Here is a 23013-nt window from a genome sequence, read left to right on the forward strand (position 1 = left end):
GCTTATATGAAAGCTATTTAGTCACGCTTACCCCAAGTCTGCCCACAATATTGTTAACCTAAATAGCTTTTTATGCGCAGAAAGTTACCCCTTGTCCTGGTGGCTTTGTCGGCATTCCTGCTTTTTTCATTCTCGGCTTACAGCCAGTCTTGCTCGCTAGTCACCCACAACCCCTTTACGAATTTCAACGGCACCCCCAGCCCTCCTTCTCCCGCCAGCTTATGGTTGAATATCCATACAAAGCTGGACAACACGGACCTGGTGAATAACGGGGATTATCTTCAATTTACCGGGGGGGCCATTTCATTGACCGGTGTGGTTTCCACGCCGACGGTCTCCGGTGTGTCCATCCCCACCGGCACGATCGTGGCCGACAATACGGTCGCCAAACCGGTCACCAGCTACGACATGACCACCAATAGCTGGACGACACGGGTGCCGCCGGGATACAGCACCAGCGACATTTTTATTTCCGGAGCGATCATCAATTCGGCTACGGGCTTTTCGGTGTCCGCGGGTAAATCATCGGAAGTGACAGGATTCTTTATCAGTAACAGGCCTTCTTTCAAACAATCCTGGTTTTATGGACTGGCCACGTATCGGCCCGCATTTGGTTACGTCGATATAGGCAATCCGGGTCAGGTCGCCTCTGTCGGCGGCGGCGTGCAGGCGGGTACGCCCATACCGGAAAAGCCGGATTTGGTCGCCGGCGGCTCGGGCGGCGGCGGGAGCAATTTTACAGGGTCCAATAGTTCCACGGATAATTTTATGACCTGTCAGAAAGCCGGCTGCCAACTCAGAGGAACCGTCCAGGGGACTGAGGTAACCTGTAACGGTGGGACCAACGGGACGATTACCGTAACGCTGACCGGTGGGACGCCTTCCTATACTTTTACAACCAATACCGGGAGCGTCTTCTTTTCCACGGCCAACCCGGACAATACCTTCTCCAATTTCGCAGCCGGGGTGTATCCCTTCACGGTGACCGACGGGGCGGGTTGCAAGGTCAGCCTGAGCGTGACGATTACGCAACCACCTGCGCTGTCCGTGTTGGCCACCGTTGTCAACGGAGATTTTAACAATACATGCGACGGACAGGTGACCGTAACCGTTAGTGGGGGCACCCCTCCTTACATATACTCCTGGAGCGACGGGGTAACCACGTCCTCCGGTTCCAGGAATAACCTTTGCGGACCCCCGCTCGGTTCGGGAACGCCTGTTAAGTATACCGTCGTGGTGACGGACGCCAACGGTTGTCCCGCGAGCGCTTCCTTCGTCATCGATGTCAGTTCCGTGCAGCCTTCAGCGGTGTCTACACTATCCTATATGTCCAAAACGAGCTCGCTGGAGGGTACGTTTTTTGCAAAGGTGTATCCCAACCCCGCCAGCGGTTATGTAAACGTTCAACTGAACGCCACCGAAAGTGCTGATGCCCGGATCAATCTCATAGACATGAACGGAAGAATCGTACAGTCGTTTATATGGAGTCTCGATAGGGGGATGAATAGTAAAATGTTGCCTTTGTCCAAATTGCCCCATGGCGTATACCGGCTTCAGATCAATACGGGCAAAGACGTGAAGAACCTGTCTATTTTGTTGAATTAACCGGCTTGAACCGCGTCGCCACGAACACGCACGCGAACACCAGGAGGACCCAGGGCCAAAGCGGTGCCAGGAACAGGATCACCGTTTCGGCTGCTATCCAGCCTTCACCCAGTTTGTTCCACAGGTGTTGGCCGAACGTCGGAGGCGCGATGGGCGGCAGCATTTGGTAGGCCTTGAGGTGCACCGTGCTGAAGGCCAGGTGGCGGCGGACTTGGCCGAGGTCCTGGGGGGCCGCCGCCTTGCCCGGGGCGGTGTAATAGGTATCGCTCATATCGCTGACGCTGGCGGTTTCGTCCTCCAGTTCACCAAGGGTTTCCAGCGAATCCTTAAAGGATTCGAAGCGGTCTGTCGGGACCTTAGCCGTCAGGCTAAGTTGTATCCGGTCCCCCTCTTGTGTCTGGGACCAGTCTGCGTAATAGCCGCCGTCGGCGTCCAGCAGGTCGCGGAGGCTGCGGGTGGTGACGCCCAGGTCTTTTACGGAGAGGTCCAGGGTAGCTTCCTTGAGGAGCATCAGGCCCTGGGGCGTGATAACACCGGGGATGGGTGGGACGCCGGCCGGCGCGGGCGCTGCTGTGTCCGCTGCCGCGTTTTTTTCGCCGGCAGCATCGATCGTACTCCTATTATTGCATGAAGCAACGGTAAGGGCAAGCAAAGCCATCCCCGCCAGCGGCAGGCTGTATTTTTTTTCCATAACAATTAAGTGGATTTACCAATAATACCCGTGACCGGGAAAAGGTAACCCGATGGAAATGTTAAAACAGGGGGCTGTCAGAATTGGTAGATCACCGCATTGATGTTCATCCCCGCGCCGACGGAGGCCATGACGACCTTGTCTCCCTTGTTGAGATCGTGGCCTTTCAAACGGCCTTTCTGGATAAGGTCGAGCAGGGTAGGGACGGTCGCTACCGAACTGTTGCCCAGCCAGGAGATCGTCATCGGCATCAGGTCAGCGGGGCTTTTGTCAAGGCCATAGAGCTGGAAAAGCCGTTGCAGGATGGCCGCGTCCATTTTGTCGTTGGCCTGGTGGATGAGCACTTTTTTGATGTCCGCCAGGGCCACCTTGGCGGATTCAAGGGCAGCCTTGATCACCAGGGGGACGTGGGTGAGCGCGAACTCATAAAGCTTACGGCCGTTCATTTTGATAAAGATTTCCCGGTTTTTTTCTGAAGGGTCGTAGGAAGGACCCATATTCAGAAGCTCCGCATAGTCCACCGCGTGGGTCTGGGTTTTGTGCGCGAGGATGACGCCTTCCTCGCGGTCTTCGGTGCTTTCAATGACCGCCGCACCAGCGCCGTCGCTGTATAGCATGGTATCCCGGTCGTGCGGGTCGACGATACGCGACAGCGTCTCCGTGCCGATCACCAGGCAACGCTTTGCCGCACCGGCGCGGATATAAAAGCTGGCCTGGATCACCCCTTCCACCCAGCCGGGGCAACCAAAAGCAATGTCGTAGGCCACGCAATCCGGGTTCCGGATCCCGAGCATCGCCTTGATCCGGGACGCCAGCGAGGGCACGAGGTCCACGCGGTTCGACCCGTATTGTACGTCCCCGAAGTTATGGGCAACGATGATATGGTCCAGGGTTTCTTTGTCGAGGCCGGAGCTGTCAAGCGCATCCTTGGCCGCCAGGTAGCCTATGGTGGAGGCCGTCTGGTCGGGGCGTACATAGCGCCTTTCCTCTATGCCCGTGATCTCCTTGAATTTCCGGATGATCGTGGCATTGTCCTTTCCAATAGCAGAGCCGTCTTTTTCAAAGAAGCGGTGGCTGAGAAAAGCATCGTTCTTGATCGTGGTCTCCGGGATATAGCTACCTGTAGCTATAAACGCGGCTTTTACTTCCTTCTTCATTCCAAGACAATAATAAAATAAAATCCCGATTTATGGGAAGACTTCGAACAAAAAGAACTGGGTCTTCTGGAGGGGGTTAAAGTTGTTGTCGGCCACGAAAAGCAAAGTTTTGTGCCCGTTCTTCAACGTCGGACCGTACGTCACCCCCTCGATATTGTCTACATAGCGACCCAGTTTGTCCATGTTCAGCAACAGCCGTGACTTCACAGGATTCTTTGGGGGCGTGGCTTGTAGCGAGTTTATGGTGCTCACGTCCGAGGCTTTGCTGACGTCCGCGATAAACACTTTGATGGTACAAGCCATATGTCCGGAGGAAAAGGAGCGCTCCAACAGCAAGAGTTTCCCGTCCCCCAGGGACATGATATCCGGGATGCCATTGATCATAAAAGCGCCCGCGGGCTGGGGCGGCCGGGCCACGGGACCTAGTTTCCAGGCGTACTGTTCTACCGGTTTTCGCGTTTTTAGGTCAAATTTGATGATCCTTGTCCAGGTCGTGGTGTCCTTTAGACCGGCCCTCGGCCCGTCCTGGTACAAGGGCTCCTCCACACTCACGTAGAGGCTTCGGCCCCCATCCGCAAACGCCACGCCTTCGAAAACGCCGTTCTGGCGCGGGCCTTCGGGCGTTTGGCGCATCTGCAACTGGTCCGGCAATTTCATCGTATCCACGTACTTCCCCCCTCGTGTGATCAGCGTCACCGCCGGGTCCTCCAACACGACCTTCCCCGGTGTCACGATCCGTTCCCCCTCGCTGCTCCATGCCATCCGGTCCAGGCGTGGGTTGTAGCGCAAGGCCTCCGGGTCCGGCGTGTGCGCGGGGTCCTGTTTGGCGTTGGGATACGGCTGACCGTTAGCCTGTAGAAAGGTCGTTACGTTGGTAAAGCGGATACCCAGGATCCCCTTGTGCGAGATCGTGATGGCCGCCGTATAAAATCGCGCGGGATTGACGTCCGAGCGGTCGTCGCTGATCAGGTAATAGACCTTCCGGGCGGCGTCGTAGTCGATCCCCGACAGCCCGCCGATCGTCGTGCCGTGGAACGGCGCGTTATAGGGCACGTCGTATTCACCAAGAAAATGCAGGGAGTCGATCTGGGCTGCCGCGGTTTGTACCAGCAGGCAAAAGATGGGCAGGAGAAAACGCACAGGCTGAAGAATTTTGCCCAAGGTACAAATTCGCCGCTTTTATGCGCTTGCCTCGCGCACCAATTTCCCCAGCGTCTTCAGCGCCTTGTCGATCGCCGGCGTAAACGGCTGCCCGAAAGAAATCCGCATACAATGTTCGTAGCGCACGTCCACGCTAAACAACTGCCCCGGGAAAAAGCTGATCTTCTCGCCGATTGCCGCCTGGTACAACGCCAGCGACCGCACCGACCGGTTCATTTCCACCCACAACACATAGCCCCCCTTCGGTTGCGTGACCTTCGTATCCGGCGGAAAGTAACGCGCGATCGCTTCGATATAGGCCAGGCTCTGGGTGTGGAGCGCTTTCCTGAGCTGCCGCATGTGCAGGTCAAAACGGTTGTGCGCAAAAAACTGCCCGATCGCCGCATGCGTCAGGTGCGTCGACGACAGCGAATGGATGCGTTTCAGCTCCAACACCCTTTGCAGGTGCCGCCCCGGGATACACCAGCCCACCCGGTAGCCCGGCGCCAGCGACTTCGAGACCGAGGAACAAAGAAGGACGTTCCCCGTCTTGTCCATGCTTTTGCATGTCCTTGGGCGCGATTCGCCGAAATAAAGGTCTCCATATATATCGTCCTCGATCAGGGGGATATTCTTTTCTGCCAGCAGGTTTACCAGTTGCGCCTTTCTTTCGTCCGGCATACACGAGCCCAGCGGGTTGCTGAAGTTTGTCACAAAAAGACACGCCTTGATGCTCGTCCGTTTCATCGCCTGCGCCAGCCAGTCAATATCCACGCCCGTTTCCGGGTCCACCGGCACCTCCAGGATCTTCAGCCCCAGGCCCTGCACGGCCCGTATCAAGCCAAAAAAAGTAGGTGTCTCGACCGCCACCGTGTCCCCCGGCTGGGTCACCGCTTTTAAGGCAAACGTCACCGCCTCCATACAGCCCTGCGTGGTGACGATGTCCTCCTCCGTGAGTGTGCCGCCCCAGCTAAACGCGTGCAACGCCAGTTGCCGCCTCAGCACCGCATCTCCCTGGGCGCTCGCATAACCCATGCACCCGTCCGGATGGTTGCGCACCGTCTCCATCAGTGTTTTTTGAAGCCTTGCCCGAGGCAAGAGGTTTATCGATGGCGCCGCCATGGAGAAACGGATGATGGTTTCGTCGGAGAGGTCGGTGTAGACGCGATGGAGGATGGCGTCGGTCGGGTTTCCCGGGGCGGCTGGCTCGCCGGTGGCCCCGGGAAACCCTGGCTCCCCTTGCCCGCCTTTTTTGCCTTGTTCACCTTGTTCACCTTGTTCGCCTTGTTCGCCTTGCTTGTCTTGCTTGTCTTGCTTGTCTTGCGCCAGTGGCCATGGCGGCCATTGCGTTTGTTGCGGTGCCTGCGGTGTTTGCGGCAGTTGCCGCGGCGTGTAGCGCACATAGTAACCCGACTTCGTGCGCGCCTCGATCAGGCCCTTCTGCTCCAGCTCGCTATACGCCTTAAAGGCCGTGCTCAGGCTGATGCCCTGCTCTTCGCTCAGCCCCCGCACCGAGACCAGCTTGTCCCCCGTTTTGAGGACCCCCTTGCGGATCAGCTTTTCCAGCCTGCCCGCCACTTGTTCGTATAAAAAAGTTTCCATCTGTTATGCTCAAAATTACGAATTGTGCATCTGTTTTTTTTGGAAAAAGTGGCGGAGTTTTGTGTGATGAATCTTTCTTTCTTTCAAGTCGATGCGTTTACCGGCGTTGCGGGGCGGGGGAACCCGGCGGGGGTGTATCTCCTGCCGGAGGGGCCGTTGCCGGGGCTTGGCGGCGCTGCCGTCGCTATGGACGCCGCCGCGGGCTCCGCTTGGGGCGCCGCCGCCACGGGTTCCGCTTTGGGCGCCGTCGCCGCTCCTGACGCCACTTCCGCCGTGCCCTTCTCCGAAGACGACTACTTCCAGCTCCTCGCCGTCGAGCGCCGTCTCCCCGAAACGGGCTTTGTCCGCCCAAGGCCCGAAGGCTACGCCCTTCGCTGGTTTACGCCAAAGACGGAGCTCCCCCTCTGCGGCCACGGCACCCTTGCCGCCGCCCACATCCTCTGGGAGCAAGGCCACCTCGGCGCCGACGAGCCCGCGCGCTTTTACACCGCCTCCGGCCTCCTCACCGTCCGCCGTCTCGAAGACGGCTGGATCGAAATGGACTTCCCCGCGTTTACGCTAAAGCCCGCGAGCCTGCCGGCGTCCGTGCTCTATCCCTTGGAGCCTCGCGAGGTCTGGTTTGCCGGTGACCGCTATCTTGCCGTCCTCGGCTCCGAAGCGGAGGTGCGTGGGTTCGAGCCGGATGCCGGGCGGTTGAGGGAGCACCGGGTCGTGATTACGGCGGCGGCGGCGCCCGCGAATGCTTCCGCCGCGGCCGCGCCCGGCGCGGTCGGCCCCGCCTACGACTTCGTCTCCCGCTACTTCGCCGCCCCCGTCGGCGTGGACGAAGACCCCGTCACCGGCTCCGCCCATTGTGCGCTCGCGCCCTACTGGGCCAAACGCCTTGGCAAAACTTCTTTCCTTGCTTACCAGGCCTCTGCCCGGGGCGGCTTTTTGAAGGTCCGCCTCGACGGCGACCGCGTGCGGATCGCCGGGCAAGCCATTACCGTAAAGCCATGAACGACGATAAGACCCTTGACCCACACGATTGGGAACAAGCCCGCGCCCTCGGCCACCGGGTGGTAGACGATGCCATCGACTATCTCCGGTCGGTCCGGGAGCGCCCGGTCTGGACGCCGATTCCCGGCGATATTAAAGAGACCTATAGCGAAGCCCTGCCCTGGGAACCCACGCCCGTCGACGCCGTGTACGAGACCTTCCTCCGTACCGTCTTCCCCTATACCACCGGGAATATTCACCCCCGCTTTTTTTCGTGGGTCCATGGCACCGGCACCTTTACCGGCGCCCTCGCCGATTTTATGGCCGCCGTCATGAACCCGAACTGTGCCATCGGCGAGCACAGCCCTATGTACATTGACCAACAGGTCTTGGGTTGGTGCAAGGAAATGATGGGCTTCACCCCCGATGCCGGGGGGCTGCTTGTGAGCGGGGGATCGGTGGCGAACCTTACCGCGCTTGCGGTGGCGCGGGAGTGGGCTATCGAGCGCTACGCGGCAGCGGGCGCCGCGGCCAACGCGCCGGGCGCCGCAACTGGCGCCACGCGCCCCCTCATCGCCTACGGCAGCACCGAAACCCACCAATGCGTCAGCAAAGCCCTCCGCCTTCTCGGCCTGCCGGAGCTGTGCGCGCTTCCCGCCGACGAACACTTCCGGCTGCCGCCGGCGATCCTGCGGGCGCGCATTCGCGAAGACCGCGCGGCCGGAAAGCTGCCGTTTTGCATCGTCGCGACGGCGGGCACCGTCAACACGGGTGCCGTCGATCCGTTGGAAGAACTGCGGGACATCGCCTGGGAAGAAGGCCTTTGGCTCCACATCGACGGGGCCTTTGGGGCGCTAGCGCGGCTGTCGCCTACCCATGCGGACGAGCTGGAGGCGATCGGGCGTGCGGACAGCCTGGCCTTCGACCTCCACAAATGGATGTACATGCCGTATGAGGTCGGTTGCGTGCTGATCCGCGACCTGGCCCTGCAACGACGGACCTTTGCCGCGTCTGCCCATTACCTGCTGACCCACGACCGGGGGCTCGCATCCGGGCCCGACGCGGCCTCCAACCGGGGCATCGAATTGTCCAGGGGGTTTAAGGCGCTGAAGGTGTGGATGTCGATCAAAGAACACGGCATCAAAAAGTACGCGTCGATGATCGGGCAGAACATCGCGCAGGCCGCTTACCTTGGCCGGTTGATCGCCGCGCACCCGGACCTGGAGCTGGCGGCGCCGGTGACGATGAACGTGGTTTGTTTCCGCTACAGGGACGTAGACGTCGACAACAAGGAGCTGCTGATGCGGCTCCATGAGAGTGGGGTAGCGGCGCCCTCCTATACGCTGATCCACGGGCGCTACGCGTTGCGCGTAGCGATTACCAACCACCGGACGCGGATGGAGGATATGGAGGTCATGGTGGCGAAGGTAAGGGAGATCGGGGCGCAGCTCGCGGCGGCAAGGAAGTGCTAATTCTTCCCCTTTATTGGCGTCAAGGTATAGCTTGACAAATGCGCATAAAGTCAAGGTATACCTTGACGCCAATTTAAGGCGACTATTGCAATGGTTTATTTGTAGATTATGTGATGAAACCCCTCCTCCTTGCCCTCCTGGCCACGATTGCCCTGGACGCTTCCAGCGCCCAGCAGAAACCCAAAGGTGTTTACTCCGGTCTGATCCGGATGTGCGCAAAGAACCCCGACGGTAGCACGTATTGTTATGGTGACCCGGCCCGCCCGGAAGAGAAATGGTACCACCTGACCTATATCAAGTTCAAAGGCGACAGTGTATATATAGACCAGGAACCGGTTTATTTCCGTCATGGGGATACGGTCTTTTCGGCCTCGGATGGCGGATTTTATGGATATAAGGGGACGTTCGTCCTGAAGGGGCAGCAGATGCTATTTCACCTCAGTCTCGCGTGGACGGATTATACGAATCTCCATCCAAAGGATCCTTTCCTGGACCCCGTAAAATTTAACGGACTACTGACGTCTAAGGGGCTCGCCATCCGGGGACGCTTTTTCCGACGAACGACCGATAGGAAGCTGGAGAGCGAGTACCGGCACACATTTTATTAGGCGCGGGGACTGCGCAAACGGGTGCGCGCGCTCACCCGGGAGGTGCGCGCGCCCGCGCGTAGTATACGAATTTATTACTCTACTAAATCTATAGACAATTAAAATTTTAACCGGATATTTGCAGAAGAAAATGCAAAAGATCCAGAGATGAGTAGAATTTTATCACTAATCACCGTGACGCTGCTGCTGGCCCTGGGGGCAAAAGCGCAGGAGCGGGGCACGGTCAAAGACCAGAACGGCGAACCCATTGCGGGCGCCTCGATCCAAATCAAGGGCAAAAACACGGGCACTACGGCGGACGCCACGGGTGCCTTTTCCATTCACGTCAAAAAGGGGGACAAACTAATAGTCTCAGCGGTGGGCTACACGCCACAGCAGGTAAACCCGGAAAACGGCCTGAACATTACCCTGGAGCGCGCCGCAGGCAAATTGGACGAACTCCTGATCACCACAGCCCTGGGCATAAAGCGGACGCGGAACTCGCTGCCGTATGCGACCCAGCAGGTGTCGGGGGACGACCTGAACAAAACCCTGAACACGGACTTTGTCAACAACCTGAGCGGGAAAGTGGCGGGGTTGCAGGTGACGTCGAGCAACATCACGGGAGGATCGAACAATGTGATCCTGAGGGGGATGAAGTCGCTGACGCAGTCGAACCAGGCGTTGTTTGTGGTGGACGGGGTGCCGTATGACAATACGAACCAGAGCCAGAACCTGTATGACCTGGGGAACGCGGCTTCGGACATCAACCCGGAGGACATCGAGTCGGTGAGCGTCCTGAAGGGGGCGGCGGCGAGTGCGCTGTATGGGTCGCGGGCGTCGAACGGGGTGATCCTGATCACGACCAAAAAGAACAACCGGAAATACAAGGGGCTTGGGATCACCTTAACAAGCGGTGTGACCGTGGGGTCACCGGACAAAAGCACGCTGCCGACCTACCAGACGCAGTATGGGGAGGGGTATGGCTCGCAGGGGTATAACGCGGCTTACCCGAACCAAAGCGGCTTTTTTTACTACGAGCCGGTGTTCAACAGCAACGGGCAACCGGTCAACATCGTCCAGACGGACGTGGACGCGGCGACGGGGCCGGCGTATGACCCCAATACAAACGTGTATACGTGGCAGTCGTTTGTACCAGGTGACCCGAATTATGGGAAGGCGACGCCCTGGCAACCGGCGGCGCACCATAACCCGGTGGATTTCTTCCAGACGCCGGTGACGACGAGCACGAGTTTGTTTGCGGACCAGGCGGACGAAAAAGGTGGTCTTAGGGTGGGGTTGACCCGGAGCGAGGACAAGGGGTTGTTGCCCAACAATGACGTGACAAAGACGTTGATTACCCTAAACACGACGCGGAACCTTACGGACGAAGTAAGTATAGGCGGCGACCTGAATTACTCGGATGTGAACGGCCTGGGCCGTGCGGGGTACGGGTATACGTCGAGCGAAAACCCGATGATGGACTTTCGCGAATGGTGGCCGACGAACGTGGACCTGAAGGCGCAAAAGGCGGACTACTTCCGGAACCGGACGAACGCGAGCTGGAACTGGCTGGGGGGATACCTGACCCCGGGGCAGAACATACCGGCGTACCACAACAACATTTACTGGAACCGGTACGAGAACTTTGAGAACGACGAGCGGCAGCGCTACTTTGGGAACATACACCTGAATTACAAGATCACGGACTACCTGAGCTTAACAACAAGGGTATCCCTGGATGACTATACGCAATCGGTGGAATACCGGACGGCCAAAGGGAGTGTGCATACGTCGAGCTATACGCGCTATGATGCGAAATTCGGGGAAACGAACTATGACCTGCTGCTGAACTTCAATAAAGACCTATACAAAAATCTAAATCTGAAAGCCCTGCTGGGCGGCAACGTCCGCCAGGACAACAACACTTCCGAGACACAGGCGACGAACGGCGGCCTGGTGGTGCCGGACGTGTATGCACTGGCGAACTCGGTGAACACCCCGCTGGCACCGACCGAATACGTGTCGACCAAAGAGGTGGACGGGATTTTTGTAGGGGCCACGCTGAGCTATAAGGAAACGGTGACGCTGGACGCCACGCTGAGGAGGGACCGGTCGTCAACGCTTCCCGAGGCGCACAATACGTATTATTATCCTTCGGTATCGGGGAACGTGGTGTTTTCCAAATGGATCCACAACGCCCCCTGGCTGACCTACGGGAAACTCCGGGCCAACTACGCGGAGGTCGGCGGCGACGCCCCGGTCTTTAGTGTGACCAATACCTACCAGTATGTCAACCCCTTTCATGGGCAGCCGTTGTCATCGGCAGCGGTGGTGAACAACAACGCCAACCTGCTCCCGGAGAAAAACCGGTCCTACGAGTTTGGCCTGGAAGCGGAATTCCTGCACGGTCGCATTGGTTTTGACCTGACGTATTACCACGCGTTGCAGATCGACCAGATCATGCCCATTACCACGTCGAGTGCGAGCGGGTATAATACCTATTATGTGAACGGGGGGAGCGTCCAAAACCAGGGTGTGGAGCTGAGCGCGAATGCGACACCGGTACGCACAAAAGACTTCAGTTGGAGAATCAACCTGAACTGGAGTATGAACCGGAACAAGGTCCTGAGCTTATATGGCGGTCAGCCGTCTTATGTGATCGGCAACTACGGTTTCAACACTCAGCTTGTGGCCGAAGCGGGCAAGCCCTACGGCGTGATCAGAGGCTCTGATTATACTTACAAAAACGGGCAGCGCATTACCGATCCGACAACGGGCGAGTACGTCCTGAATGGCAATGCTCTTTCGGATATAGGCAACATCAATCCGGATTGGATCGGTGGGATCGGCAACACTTTTTCTTACAAAAATGTATCCCTTAGCTTCCTGGTGGACGTGTCCAAAGGAGGCCAGCTGTATTCCCTGGACATGGACTTTGGGGACTATTCCGGACTGTACCCGGAAACGGCTGGGCTGAACGACCGGGGCAAACCGGTCCGCGCCCCGCTCTCGCAGGGTGGGGGGATCATCCTGCCGGGGGTGACGCCGGACGGGAAGGCGAACACGATCCACGTCGATGCCTCGGACATCAACCAGGGGAATTTTCCTTTCAGCTCCTACAATGCCTTTGCTGACCGTTCCTATGTGTACGACGCGAGCTATGTCAAGTTGCGCGAAGTGGCCATCACCTGGTCCGTGCCTCACAAAGGCCTGGGTTTTGTAAAAGGCATCGACCTGTCCCTGACGGGCCGCAACCTTTGGATCATCCACAAAAACCTGCCTTACTCAGACCCGGAACAGGGGCTGGCCGTGGGGTCGGAAACCGGCAGCGGCGCGCAAAACGGGTCGACGGGTTTCCAGGTCGGCGCGTATCCGAGCGTACGGACGATTGGTGTGAACGCAATCCTAAAATTTTAAAATGACAGCGATGAAAAGATGGATTATAGGCGTGGCTCTTTTGGCAACGGCTTGCACGAAGAACCTGAGCTCTCTCAATAATAATTCGAAAAATCCGCAAGAGGTGCCTTCGGGGAGTCTTTTCCTGAACGGGGAAAAAAATTTATCGGACGCGCTGAGCTCCACCGACCCGGGCGTCGGACCCTTCCGTATCCTGGCCCAGACGTGGACGGAGAATACCTATACGTCGGAGGCGCGGTACATCCTGACGGCGGACAATTCCCCGCAAGGGTGGTGGAATGCCCTTTACGCCAACGGCACCGGCGGCGTGTTGGATAACCTGGTCGCGGCGGCCAAGGCCTTTCCAAACGACGTTACCGACGCGGGCACGCTCCGGAACGATGAAGACATCACGGACATCCTCCAGGTGTATGCGTGGTCGATCCTCGTGAATACGTACGGGAATGTGCCCTACACAAAAGCATTTACCGATAGCATTCCTTTTCCGGCGTACGACGACGCGAAAACGATCTATAAGGACCTGCTAACACGACTCGACACGGCGATCAACGGCCTCAACACGAGCAACGGAAGCCTGGGCGCCTCCGACCAGGTCTACCAGGGCGACCCCGCCCACTGGAAGAAGTTCGGCGCCACACTGGAGCTGAAACTGGCCCTGGTGATCGCAGACGCCGACCCGCAAGATGCGCAAACCTACACGCAGAAGGCATTAAGCAACGGCGTCTTCGCCTCCAACGCGGACAACGCCCTCCTGGCCTACGAAGCCAGTCCCACGACCAACGCCAACCCGGTGTACCAGGCCCTGGTCATCAGCGGGCGGCACGACTACAGCCCCTGCGACCTGATCGTCGATACCATGGTGGCCTGGAGCGATCCCCGGTTGCCCCTGTACTTTACGACCATCAACGGGGTGTACGCCGGTGGCGTGCCGGGAGCGGGCAATGGGTACGTCAAATTTTCGCAATTCTCCAGCCAGTGGCTGCAGCCTACTTTCCCGGGGACCTTGCTGGACTATGCGGAGAGCGAGTTTCTCCAGGCGGAGGCGGTGGCCCGCAACCTGGCAACCGGCAGCGCCGCGACCCATTATGCCAACGCCGTTACCGCGGCCATCGAATCCTGGGGTGGGAGCGCGGGCGACGCGGCCGAATACCTGTTACAACCGGCCGTCGCGTACAACGCCGCCACCTGGAAACAACAGATCGGCTTCCAGCAGTGGATCGCCTACGCCAACCGCGGTTGGGACGCCTGGACCAGCATCCGCCGGCTGGGCTACCCCAATATCGACGCGGTCAACCCCCCGGTGGGCGCCCAGGGCAACCTGCCGCGGCGGTTTACCTATCCCGGGAACGAGGAGTCGTCGAACCCCATTCACTGGGCGGAAGCCGTCCAGGCCGTCAATGGAAGTGCCACCGATAATGTGGCGACGAAATTGTGGTGGAATCAATAAAGTGCCCCAAAGCCGGGGCGGCTTAGAGCGGCGTCGCCGCCGACCTCTCCGGCATCATCGCAGCACGCGGCGCCTCCGTCGAAGACAACACGACGGGGGCGTCCTGCTGTACAGACCTGTTGAAGATACACCTCACCGTTAGAACCACGGTCCCCCAGAATATTTTCGCGTCAAGTCCCGCGTTGATGTTGCATACGTAATACTCGTCCCATTGGTAGCGGCGGTAGATGCTCTCGATGGTTTCGGAAAGACCGCGGTAACCCTTGACCTGGGCAATCCCGGTGATGCCCGGGCGGACGAGGTGGCGGAAATTATAGTTGCGGACCACCGCCGAAAAGGCCTCGATGTCCCGGAGCATGTGGGGGCGGGGGCCGATCAGGCTCATGTCGCCCCTGAGGACGCTGAAAAGTTGGGGGAGTTCATCCAGACCGGTGCGGCGCAGGAAACGGCCCACACGGGTCACACGCGGATCCGCGACCGTGGCTTGTTGCAGGTCGGCGGCAAGGTTCACGTACATCGTGCGGAACTTGATGCAAATAAAAGGTTTACCTAAAAAACCGATCCGCTGTTGACGGAAAAACAGGGGTCCCCGCGAATCCAGCGTGATCAGGATCGCCAGGAGCGGCATGAGCCAGGAATAGACCAGGAGGAGAAGGAAAACGGAAAATACCACATCTACGACCCTTTTGACCACAAAATAAGGGTATTTACTACGTAAAGTACTAACGATCAGACGCTTACGCGATTTCAGGGGTGCGGACAACGACGGGTACATAGTAGTGGGATTTCTACTTAGACTGGCAAGATGCATAAAAGTTTGACAGAAACCATCGATAAGGCTAAAAATTAATATTACCCACAAAACGTGTGGGTAAAAAAAACTTGGTCGGATTGCCACCAAATTGCTAAATCGTTTCGTTATTAGAGGTGTACTGTAACCCGTTTGTACCGCCCATGGAACGGCCGTTAGCTTTTAACCTGTTAATTCCCTGTTATAATAATAGGGAAGGACTAATCCGCTCGCTGGAAAGCGTGTCCTATACGCCGGACCAGTTCAGCATCCTGGTCATTGATGACGGGAGCGACGAGCCTGTTTCCGCATCCTGGTTCAAGGGGCGTTTGGACGATGCGTTATCCGTACACATTTTGAGACTTCCGGAAAACCTCGGGATCACCGCGGCCCTGAATGCAGGACTGGAGTGGCTTTCCAGGAACCGGCCGGCGCGTTATGTTGCCCGCCTGGACTGCGGGGATATCTGTGCCCTCAGGCGTTTTTACGAGCAGGTGGCTTACCTGGATGAGCACCCGGATGTCGACCTGGTGGGCTCGTGGTGTATTTTCCACGATCCGGACACCGTGCAGGAATATGTCTACAAGACCCCTACGGCGCATCAGGCTATCCAAAAAGGGATGTATTTTCGCAACATCTTTATCCACCCGACGGTCATGTGGCGGTCTTCCGCCCTTGCCCACACCGGTGCTTATCCATCCATATTTCCACACGCGGAAGATTATGGATTTTTTCAATCCTTGCTGAGAATGGGAAAAGGGGCGGTGATTCCGCTCCCGCTTGTCACTTGCGAACTCCACCCCCGCGGTATCTCCAGGACCCATCGCCAGGAGCAACTGCGGAGCAGGATGAAGGTCGTACGCCATTACGGGGAGAGCCGGTGGCTGACCTCGCTGGGATTGGTCAAATTATTGCTATTACAACAGATACCGTACCGGTGGGTGTTGCGATTAAAGAGAATGCTATGAAAATTGTGCACGTCGTGGAGGCGTTTGCCTCCGGAATAGCGGTTTTTATAAACTCCCTCGTCGAGAACATGAAGGAGGACCAGCACCTTATTATCCATGGGGAGCGGGAACACGTCATGAAGGCCGACGAGGTCAAGCGGCAATTCAAGGGCGTGCACGTTTCCTTTTTGCGCTGGCCCTCGGCCTGCCGGAATATCCGTCCCCTGAAAGACATCCGGGCATCGCTGGAGTTGTACCGCTTTCTAAAGGACCTCCGGGACAACCGCGAGGTCGACGTGGTCCATTTGCATTCTTCCAAGGGCGGTTTCCTGGGCCGGGTCGTGTGCCGGTTGCTCAGGATCCGCAAGGTGATCTATACCCCCAACGGCGCGCCCTTCTTAGTGGGTAAGAGCGCCTTTTCCAACAGGTTATACAAGGTCCTCGAACAACTGGGCGCGCGCTTTGGCGGCAAGGTGGTGTGTTGCTCGCTTTCCGAATGGCAGGCGTACAGGGACCTCGGCATCGACGCCACCCAGATCAACAACGGGATCAAGTTGACAGGCGAGCCATCAAAGGCGCCGTTGGATGACACCGGCTTCACCGTCGTCACCAGCGGCCGTATCGCCGCCCAGAAAAACCCCACGCTTTTTAACGCCATCGCCCGTTATTTCGAGGAATGGTCCACAATCACCTTTGTATGGGTAGGGGATGGGGACGAACGCGCCCGGCTCACCGCCCGCAACATACATGTAACGGGCTGGTTGCCAAAGGAACAGGCCAGCGCCCTGATCCGCGATGCGGATGTCTACCTGTCCACCGCCCGGTTTGAAGGCCTCAGCTTCGCCGGCCTGGAAGCCCTCCAACTGGAAAAACCCGTCCTCCTCACCGATTGCATCGGCAACCGGGACATGCACGCCCGCGGCTCCAACGGCGACCTGTTTAAAAATGAAGGCGAGGCCGTCGTCAAGCTCCTCCGTTATTTCAACAACCGGCTGATGCTGCCCGTGATGGGCCGTCATTCCGCCGCGCTGTGCGCCAGCGAGTTCAATATACAAGACACCTATCATCAATACCGAAGTTTGTACAAATCCGATATAATATGAATACAACCATTCGAGAATCCATCGCCCTCCAAAACATCCAGGAACGGCTGGAGGACATCCTCCAACACGTAGAAGGCGAGAACCGCGCCAGACAACTCCTCATCGATCAGCAAAGACGGGAGATCCAGCAACTCAACGGCAAACTGGCCGACTGCCGCCGGCACAACGAAGGCCAGCAACAACTCATCAACAAACTCCTCAACGACATCAGCCAGCACCAGCTTGACATCGACTGGTACCGCAGGACTTACGAAAAGCGTACATTTTTAGGCGTCATCAAAGAGAAATTATTCAGGAAATGAAGTTTTGGCTTTTAACGACAGAATACCCGCCCTTTTTTGGGGGCGGGATTGGAACTTATGCGCATAACACAGCCCGGATGATGGCCGACAGGGGTGACGAAGTCACCGTTTTTGTGCCCGGTAAGGGCGAACTCCCCTACGCCGTCCACAAAGAGGACGGGGTCCGGGTGGTCCAGGTCAACCTGCACCGCACCCCGGAAGCCGCGTGTCTGGGACACGTTGCCCGTCAAAGCTACGAGTTCGCCCTCACCGTCCGGGACCTCATCCGGCTGGAAGGCAAACCCGACGTCATCGAATCCCAGGAATACCTGGGGTTGCCCTATTTCGTCCTCCAGTTCAAAGCGCTGCGCTACCCTGAGCTGGAAGACGTCCCGGTGTTGTTGTCGATCCATGCCCCTGCTTTTCTTTACCTCCGCTACAACCGCGATTCCACGTACCGTTACCCCAACTACTGGACGGCGGAAATGGAGTGGAGCTGTATCGCGTCCGCGGACCGCATCATCGCCCCCTCGCACTATATCCTTGACGAGATCCGGCGCCTGGGGCCATTACCCGAGGAAAGGACGATGGTCCTGCGCTATCCCTTTGCCTTCACCCCCGCGGCTTCGCAAAAGCCCCCGCTGAAAAGAGGCAAGCTCGTGTTTTGGGGCAAGCTGTCCCCGCAAAAAGGCGTCTTCGAGCTTCTTCGTTATATGAGCAAGATGTGGGACAACGGCTTCCCTTACGACCTGACGGTATACGGAGGAAAAGATATTGTCTATCATCCGGAAATGCGGACCATGGGCCAGTTGCTCGAAGAACGCTATGGGGAGTACATCAAGCGCGGGCTGCTCCATTTTGCCGGTAAAGTCCACCCCAGCGAGATCGAAGCCCGTTTTTCGGATGCACACGTCGTCATCATCCCCAGCACCCTGGACAACTTCCCCTTTGCCACGATCGAAGCGCTTGCCCTTGGCAACGTCGTCCTGGGTTCCCAACAGGCCGGGCACCGGGAACTGATCCGGGACGGGGAAACCGGTTTTCTATTTGATCACAACGACCCGGGGACCTTTGAAAAACAGCTCCAGCGGATCATGGACATGGAGGAAGCCGGGCTTCGAAGGATAGGGGAGGCCGCGGCAGCGCATGTGCGCGACACGCTGGGATACGATCTGATATACGGGCAAAAGAGGGCAGTCCTTGAAGAGATGGCGGCCACGAAAAGCCCGTTGACGGCATTCCGGTTTACAAGACCTTTGCCGGTACCCGCCGCCGTGACCCCGTCCCCCAAGGGCACCCTGCTGTCCGTCGTGATACCTTTTTACAACATGGCCACCTATATCCGCGAATGCGTCGATTCCATAAAGGCCTCCCAACACCAACACCTGGAGATCATCATTGTCGACGACGGGAGTAAGGGCCCCGAGAACCTGGAGATCCTCATGACCCTGGAAAGCGAGCCGGGGATCCGGGTCCTCCACCAGGCCAACGGCGGCCTGGCCCACGCCCGCAACGTGGGCGCGTCCGTGGCGACCGGGGAATACCTGGCATTTCTCGACGCCGACGACACCGTCCATCCCGGGTACTACCGGAAGGCCATCCGCGTCCTGGAAGCCTACGACAACGTCTCTTTCGTGGGGTCCTGGGTACAATACTTCGGCACCACCCACCATACCTGGGCCGCCTGGAACCCCGAGCTGCCGTATGCCCTCTTACACAACCCCGTTTGCAGCGGGTCCCTGGTCTACAAACGGCAGGCCTTCCTGGAAGGCGGGCTCAACGACCGCGCCCTCGAATACGGGCTGGAAGACTACGACAGCGTGCTCCAACTGCTGTCCACCGGTCACCGGGGCGTCGTGTTGCCGGAAACCCTTTTCCGCTACAGGATCCGGAAGGACTCGATGATGCGGAACATGACCCATCAGAAACAATTGTACACCTACCAGCACATCAGCCACAAATACCCTGAGCTCTACCGTCACTATGCCGTAGACCTGTTCAACCTTTTCCAGGCCAACGGGCCCTCTTATGCGTACGACAACCCAACGGTGGAGATCACCGTCACGACCCACCAGGTCGAGGCCGACGGCCTGCGGGCAAGGCTCAAGCAAAAGTTCAAACGGATTCCGGGTGCCAAGCGCGTATATTTGACGCTTAAAGCCATGCTTCGATGACAAAAAGCATCTTGAAAGCCCGGTCCATGGAAAGGATGTGGCTCCTGGCCAAGATCGAGTTCAAGCTCCGGTATTACGAGAATAAGCTCGGTCTCCTGTGGGCCCTGCTCAAGCCCGTTATGGATATATGTATCTATTACGTGGCGTTCAAGGTGATCCTCCGGCAGGACATTCCCAACTTTGCCAGCTATTTGTTCATAGGGTTGATCATCTGGAACTTTTTCCTCGAATCCACGACGGGGACCGTGCAGATATTGCACAACAAAAAGTACCTCTACGAATACAGCAACATGGACAAGATGGAGATCTATACCTCCACGCTCATGAGCAACGCCATCGGGTTTTTCTTCAATTTCCTCATGTTCCTGTTGTTCTTCAACCTCATCCAAACCCACGGTGCGGGCTTGTCCTGGTACAACCTCTGGATCATCCCGATCTTTATCAACGTGTACTTTTTGTCCCTCGCCATAAGCCTGATCCTATCCACGATCTACATCATTGCTAAAGACATCCACCAGATCTGGCAGGTGTTTACCGCGATGCTGCTCTTTCTCAGCCCCATCTTTTACCCACAAGACAAGTTCGAGGCAAGGCTACCTTATTTTTCCTACGTCAATCCGCTGTCCGGGATCATCATCAACGCCCGGCGGGTCCTCATGCAGGGCCAGGCCCCCGACTACAGGCTGATGGGGGCGGATTTCGTTTATGCCTTGATTTTGTTGATCTTCGGTGTAACTTTGCTCGCCCGTCTGGGGTCTCAGGCTGCAGAAAAACTATGAGTATAGACAAAGACATCGCCATTAAGGCCGTTGGGATCAGCAAGGTATTCCGTCTTTCCGAAGACAGCCACAATACGGTCAAGCACCGTCTTTTCAATCTATTCAACCCGCCCCGCACCAAGCGGTTCGAGGCCGTAAAGCGCCTCGACCTGGAGATCAAAAAAGGGGAATGCATCGGTTTGATCGGGCGCAACGGCAGCGGCAAGTCCACGCTCGTCAAGCTCCTCGCCGGCGTCTATCCCGTCACCACCGGCACCGTGGAGATCCAGGGCCATACCCTCCTCATGAACCTCGGGGTAGGCATGAGCCACGCCCTCACCGCCCGCGAAAACATCTACATCTCCGCCTCCGTCCTTGGTCTCAGCATCAAGGAAATCGACAAGATCTTCGATACCATCATCGAATTTGCCGAACTCCAGGAGTTTGTCGATACAAAGATCCAATTCTTTTCCTCCGGCATGGTCGCCCGCCTGGGCTTTTCCATCGCCGTCAACGCCGGGGCCGACATCATGTTCCTCGACGAGATCTTCGCCGTCGGCGACCTCAAATTCCAGGAAAAAGCCATCAAAGTCTTTGAATCCAGCTGGATCGAGGGCAAGACCGTCATCCTCGTCAGCCACAGCATGGACGTCGTCCGCAAATACTGCGGACGCACGGCGTTTATGCGTCACGGGAGCCTGGTGTACTTTGGGGATACATCGACGGCCGTGGATTTGTATACGCAGGATAATCACTAAGCACAAAGGCGTAAAAGAAGCCTAAGAGGACGCAGCCGACGCTGCGGTCGATGTACGTCTCCGTGATCATGGAGACCGTGAACAGGATCACCACGATCAGACCCAGGATGTTGCGGCCCGTCCCGTCGCGGCCCTCTTTGTCGCGCCGCGCCGCGCCGCGTCCCAGCTTCCACAGCGGCCCCGCCACGAACCCCAGCAGGAACACCGCCAGCCCCGGTACCCCATACGTCAGGAGCACATCCAGGTACGTATCGTGCGTATTCCGCCGGCTCCGAACCGCAAAGTCGAAACCCACCTCCTTATAGCGTTGCACCAGCGCTTCGCGTTTGTCCCCCACCGGTACCCCCGTCCACAGGTGCGTGCGGCAGACGTCCCAGGTACACCGCCAGACCGCCAGCCGGATATTGGCCCCATTCCACTGGTCCGCCGTCACCGGCATATCGTAATGGCTTTCCACGCCATTGCTCTGGTACTGGTATCCCGTATACGCCAATTCGTGGAAGCGATTGATCGTTTTTGGGAAAAAGAAGACACACGACAACCCGATGACCCCCATGCAAGCTGCTATGGCGATGACCCTGCCCCAGCGCCTCTTTTGAAAGCCGTAATACCAAAGGGCTACCCCCAGCGCTATGGTATACAGCAAGATCAACCCGATCCGGCTTGCGAGCATGAACTGGAAGACCAGCAGGAAGGCCATACAGGCAAGGAGCCAGCGGCTGTACTTTTTTGTGCGCAGGTAACCCATCGCAAAAAGCGCGATTTCCACCATCAGCGCCACGTACACCGATTGTACCGAGCTCAGCTCGGTCAGGCTGTCGTCATACAGGTAGGCCGTATAGCCGGTGTGCCTATATTGGAGCCAGGCGTAGACGAGACAGGCCAGGCAGCCGGCGGTGACCACCAGCGCGTAGCTCAGCAGGATGCGGTCCCGCAGTTGCTCGCGTAGCCGCAACGCGCCCACCGAGAGGGGGAAGGCCATCAGCGGCAACCGCAGGACCACGTAGGACCAGCCTTCGGGTTGATTCTTTGAGAGTGCGGCGCTGAGGACGGTCCATGCGAAGAGGGCGACCCACAGGAGGAGGATCTTGCCCTCCCATATCCGTGCGGCCCACACACGGGTGGACCATCCGGCGCCGTCCGGCAGGCTGCCGCCTGCGGCGTCGCCGCGCCCCGCCTGCGCCTCGCGCCTCGCCTCGCCCCCGCGCCCCGCGATCCACGCGCTGTACAGGCATAGCGCAGCCACTGTGGTGTCCATCACCAGTGGTGCGGCATCCATAGGGGATATAAAAAGAGCGCAGAAAAAAGCCGTACACAGGGCCAGAAGGATATTTTCTTGGGTCGACGTCATGGGCCCCAAAGATAGTCGCGGCGGTTTTGTTAAAAAAACGCACTTTTGGGGCATGTACAAGGAACCCGTTACGTTCTGGAGACGGCTCGTACACCGTCTCAATCACCTTCGCTCCATCAACCGCCTCACGATCGGTGTGTTGTTCGCTATCCTGATGAGTTTTGTTTTTTTGTCCATCCGTATGGAACTCCTCACCCGCATCATGCTGGGGTGGGACCTTTATTGTTTCTGCATCATGGTCCTCGTCGGGATCACCTGGTTTACTATGGGGGCTGCGCAGATGCGCATCCAGGCGCGGATTCAGGACAATTCACGGGGTGTTGTTTTTGCACTGGTCCTGACGGCCAGCCTGACCAGCCTGGCGGGTGTTATGGTCCTACTTAGCCACAAGGCGGCCTGGGTCCTGCCGCGGCAGGCGGAAGCGTGTATCTACCTGACCGGCGTTGCCCTTTCCTGGTTCCTGGTCCACATTGTGTTTACCCAGCACTACGCGCACGCCTATTACGGCGATCACCCCTGCCATCCCGATAAAGAGGCGGGTGGGCTCCAGATCCCCGGGGATACCCCTCCTAACTACCTGGACTTCGCGTACTTCTCGTTTGTCATCGGGATGACCTTCCAGGTATCCGATATTGCCATCACGTCCCAGCATATCCGGAAATGGGTACTGTTGCACGGGCTCCTGTCCTTTGTTTTCAATACCGTGATCGTCGCCCTTACCATCAATGAGGTGGTGAGCTTGCAGTCCTGAA

The 23013-nt window shown here is 57.9% G+C and carries 19 protein-coding genes; 13 read left to right on the forward strand and 6 right to left on the reverse strand.

The features are described from left to right. Window positions 1-72 precede the first annotated feature (72 nt). Window positions 73-1605 carry a T9SS type A sorting domain-containing protein gene (locus EDB95_RS14815; protein WP_133994583.1) on the forward strand — a complete coding sequence of 511 codons (1533 nt, stop codon included), beginning with the start codon at window positions 73-75 and terminating at the stop codon, window positions 1603-1605. Here EDB95_RS14815 and EDB95_RS14820 read toward each other — a convergent pair. From EDB95_RS14820 to EDB95_RS14835, 4 genes are all read right to left on the reverse strand, one after another. Next, a complete protein-coding gene (locus EDB95_RS14820) occupies window positions 1589-2296 on the reverse strand; it encodes a DUF4349 domain-containing protein (RefSeq protein ID WP_133994584.1) in 708 nt (235 codons plus the stop codon). The genes EDB95_RS14815 and EDB95_RS14820 overlap by 17 nt on opposite strands. Before the next feature lie 77 nt (window positions 2297-2373). Further along, window positions 2374-3453, reverse strand: coding sequence for a 3-oxoacyl-ACP synthase III family protein (locus EDB95_RS14825; RefSeq protein ID WP_133994585.1), 1080 nt, complete (start codon window positions 3451-3453; stop codon window positions 2374-2376). Between the two features lie 30 nt (window positions 3454-3483). Beyond that, window positions 3484-4593 (reverse strand): esterase-like activity of phytase family protein, encoded by a 1110-nt coding sequence (locus EDB95_RS14830; protein WP_162852613.1) that lies wholly within the window; start codon window positions 4591-4593, stop codon window positions 3484-3486. Window positions 4594-4632: 39 nt separating this feature from the next. Continuing rightward, on the reverse strand, window positions 4633-6195 hold the full coding sequence (locus EDB95_RS14835; protein ID WP_133994587.1) for an aminotransferase-like domain-containing protein: 1563 nt from the start codon (window positions 6193-6195) through the stop codon (window positions 4633-4635). Between the two features lie 24 nt (window positions 6196-6219). Here EDB95_RS14835 and EDB95_RS14840 point away from each other — a divergent pair, with 24 nt between their 5' ends. From EDB95_RS14840 to EDB95_RS14860, 5 genes are all read left to right on the forward strand, one after another. Further along, window positions 6220-7194 carry a PhzF family phenazine biosynthesis protein gene (locus EDB95_RS14840; protein ID WP_133994588.1) on the forward strand — a complete coding sequence of 325 codons (975 nt, stop codon included), beginning with the start codon at window positions 6220-6222 and terminating at the stop codon, window positions 7192-7194. Then, a complete protein-coding gene (locus EDB95_RS14845; protein WP_133994589.1) occupies window positions 7191-8645 on the forward strand; it encodes a pyridoxal phosphate-dependent decarboxylase family protein in 1455 nt (484 codons plus the stop codon). Before EDB95_RS14840 ends, EDB95_RS14845 begins: the two co-directional genes overlap by 4 nt. Before the next feature lie 113 nt (window positions 8646-8758). Further along, window positions 8759-9253, forward strand: coding sequence for a hypothetical protein (locus EDB95_RS14850; RefSeq protein WP_133994590.1), 495 nt, complete (start codon window positions 8759-8761; stop codon window positions 9251-9253). Between the two features lie 147 nt (window positions 9254-9400). After that, the gene (locus EDB95_RS14855) at window positions 9401-12652 is read left to right on the forward strand and encodes a SusC/RagA family TonB-linked outer membrane protein (RefSeq protein WP_133994591.1); all 3252 of its coding nucleotides are present in this window, start codon (window positions 9401-9403) and stop codon (window positions 12650-12652) included. A 10-nt stretch (window positions 12653-12662) separates the two neighbouring features. Further along, window positions 12663-14099: a SusD/RagB family nutrient-binding outer membrane lipoprotein gene (locus EDB95_RS14860; RefSeq protein WP_162852614.1), complete on the forward strand. Its 1437-nt coding sequence runs from the start codon at window positions 12663-12665 to the stop codon at window positions 14097-14099. A gap of 22 nt (window positions 14100-14121) precedes the next feature. On the opposite strand, the gene EDB95_RS14865 is transcribed toward EDB95_RS14860, so the two are convergent. Next, window positions 14122-14874 (reverse strand): sugar transferase, encoded by a 753-nt coding sequence (locus EDB95_RS14865; RefSeq protein ID WP_133994593.1) that lies wholly within the window; start codon window positions 14872-14874, stop codon window positions 14122-14124. Between the two features lie 179 nt (window positions 14875-15053). Between EDB95_RS14865 and EDB95_RS14870 the strand changes: the two genes are divergently transcribed. From EDB95_RS14870 to EDB95_RS14895, 6 genes are read left to right on the forward strand one after another with little or no spacing between them, the layout of a single operon-like run. Beyond that, window positions 15054-15857 (forward strand): glycosyltransferase, encoded by an 804-nt coding sequence (locus EDB95_RS14870; RefSeq protein WP_133994594.1) that lies wholly within the window; start codon window positions 15054-15056, stop codon window positions 15855-15857. After that, window positions 15854-16939, forward strand: coding sequence for a glycosyltransferase (locus tag EDB95_RS14875; RefSeq protein WP_133994595.1), 1086 nt, complete (start codon window positions 15854-15856; stop codon window positions 16937-16939). The genes EDB95_RS14870 and EDB95_RS14875 overlap by 4 nt, the downstream gene beginning before the upstream one ends. After that, complete coding sequence (locus EDB95_RS14880; protein ID WP_133994596.1) at window positions 16936-17241, forward strand: hypothetical protein; 306 nt, start codon at window positions 16936-16938, stop codon at window positions 17239-17241. Before EDB95_RS14875 ends, EDB95_RS14880 begins: the two co-directional genes overlap by 4 nt. Next, entirely contained in the window at window positions 17238-19394 is a 2157-nt protein-coding gene (locus EDB95_RS14885) for a glycosyltransferase (RefSeq protein ID WP_133994597.1), read from the forward strand. Before EDB95_RS14880 ends, EDB95_RS14885 begins: the two co-directional genes overlap by 4 nt. After that, a complete protein-coding gene (locus tag EDB95_RS14890) occupies window positions 19391-20173 on the forward strand; it encodes an ABC transporter permease (protein WP_133994598.1) in 783 nt (260 codons plus the stop codon). Before EDB95_RS14885 ends, EDB95_RS14890 begins: the two co-directional genes overlap by 4 nt. Beyond that, entirely contained in the window at window positions 20170-20910 is a 741-nt protein-coding gene (locus tag EDB95_RS14895) for an ABC transporter ATP-binding protein (RefSeq protein ID WP_133994599.1), read from the forward strand. The genes EDB95_RS14890 and EDB95_RS14895 overlap by 4 nt, the downstream gene beginning before the upstream one ends. Here the strand turns inward: EDB95_RS14895 and EDB95_RS14900 are convergent. Continuing rightward, complete coding sequence (locus EDB95_RS14900; RefSeq protein WP_162852615.1) at window positions 20834-22261, reverse strand: O-antigen ligase family protein; 1428 nt, start codon at window positions 22259-22261, stop codon at window positions 20834-20836. The genes EDB95_RS14895 and EDB95_RS14900 overlap by 77 nt on opposite strands. 52 nt (window positions 22262-22313) lie before the next feature. Here EDB95_RS14900 and EDB95_RS14905 point away from each other — a divergent pair, with 52 nt between their 5' ends. After that, the gene (locus tag EDB95_RS14905; RefSeq protein ID WP_211352104.1) at window positions 22314-23012 is read left to right on the forward strand and encodes a DUF1345 domain-containing protein; all 699 of its coding nucleotides are present in this window, start codon (window positions 22314-22316) and stop codon (window positions 23010-23012) included. Window position 23013: the final 1 nt, after the last annotated feature.

Origin of the sequence: Dinghuibacter silviterrae (assembly GCF_004366355.1) — a bacterium.
Lineage (GTDB): Bacteria > Bacteroidota > Bacteroidia > Chitinophagales > Chitinophagaceae > Dinghuibacter > Dinghuibacter silviterrae.

What these genes read in the sequence shown, in the direction of transcription:
- EDB95_RS14845 (WP_133994589.1), top strand. Translation starts at nt 7,191, where the DNA reads ATGAACGACGATAAGACCCTTGACCCACACGATTGGGAACAAGCCCGC.
- EDB95_RS14895 (WP_133994599.1), top strand. Translation starts at nt 20,170, where the DNA reads ATGAGTATAGACAAAGACATCGCCATTAAGGCCGTTGGGATCAGCAAG.
- EDB95_RS14905 (WP_211352104.1), top strand. Translation starts at nt 22,314, where the DNA reads ATGTACAAGGAACCCGTTACGTTCTGGAGACGGCTCGTACACCGTCTC.
- EDB95_RS14875 (WP_133994595.1), top strand. Translation starts at nt 15,854, where the DNA reads ATGAAAATTGTGCACGTCGTGGAGGCGTTTGCCTCCGGAATAGCGGTT.
- EDB95_RS14865 (WP_133994593.1), bottom strand. Translation starts at nt 14,874, where the DNA reads ATGTACCCGTCGTTGTCCGCACCCCTGAAATCGCGTAAGCGTCTGATC.
- EDB95_RS14870 (WP_133994594.1), top strand. Translation starts at nt 15,054, where the DNA reads ATGGAACGGCCGTTAGCTTTTAACCTGTTAATTCCCTGTTATAATAAT.
- EDB95_RS14825 (WP_133994585.1), bottom strand. Translation starts at nt 3,453, where the DNA reads ATGAAGAAGGAAGTAAAAGCCGCGTTTATAGCTACAGGTAGCTATATC.
- EDB95_RS14900 (WP_162852615.1), bottom strand. Translation starts at nt 22,261, where the DNA reads ATGACGTCGACCCAAGAAAATATCCTTCTGGCCCTGTGTACGGCTTTT.
- EDB95_RS14885 (WP_133994597.1), top strand. Translation starts at nt 17,238, where the DNA reads ATGAAGTTTTGGCTTTTAACGACAGAATACCCGCCCTTTTTTGGGGGC.
- EDB95_RS14835 (WP_133994587.1), bottom strand. Translation starts at nt 6,195, where the DNA reads ATGGAAACTTTTTTATACGAACAAGTGGCGGGCAGGCTGGAAAAGCTG.
- EDB95_RS14855 (WP_133994591.1), top strand. Translation starts at nt 9,401, where the DNA reads ATGAGTAGAATTTTATCACTAATCACCGTGACGCTGCTGCTGGCCCTG.
- EDB95_RS14850 (WP_133994590.1), top strand. Translation starts at nt 8,759, where the DNA reads ATGAAACCCCTCCTCCTTGCCCTCCTGGCCACGATTGCCCTGGACGCT.
- EDB95_RS14860 (WP_162852614.1), top strand. Translation starts at nt 12,663, where the DNA reads ATGAAAAGATGGATTATAGGCGTGGCTCTTTTGGCAACGGCTTGCACG.
- EDB95_RS14890 (WP_133994598.1), top strand. Translation starts at nt 19,391, where the DNA reads ATGACAAAAAGCATCTTGAAAGCCCGGTCCATGGAAAGGATGTGGCTC.
- EDB95_RS14815 (WP_133994583.1), top strand. Translation starts at nt 73, where the DNA reads ATGCGCAGAAAGTTACCCCTTGTCCTGGTGGCTTTGTCGGCATTCCTG.
- EDB95_RS14820 (WP_133994584.1), bottom strand. Translation starts at nt 2,296, where the DNA reads ATGGAAAAAAAATACAGCCTGCCGCTGGCGGGGATGGCTTTGCTTGCC.
- EDB95_RS14880 (WP_133994596.1), top strand. Translation starts at nt 16,936, where the DNA reads ATGAATACAACCATTCGAGAATCCATCGCCCTCCAAAACATCCAGGAA.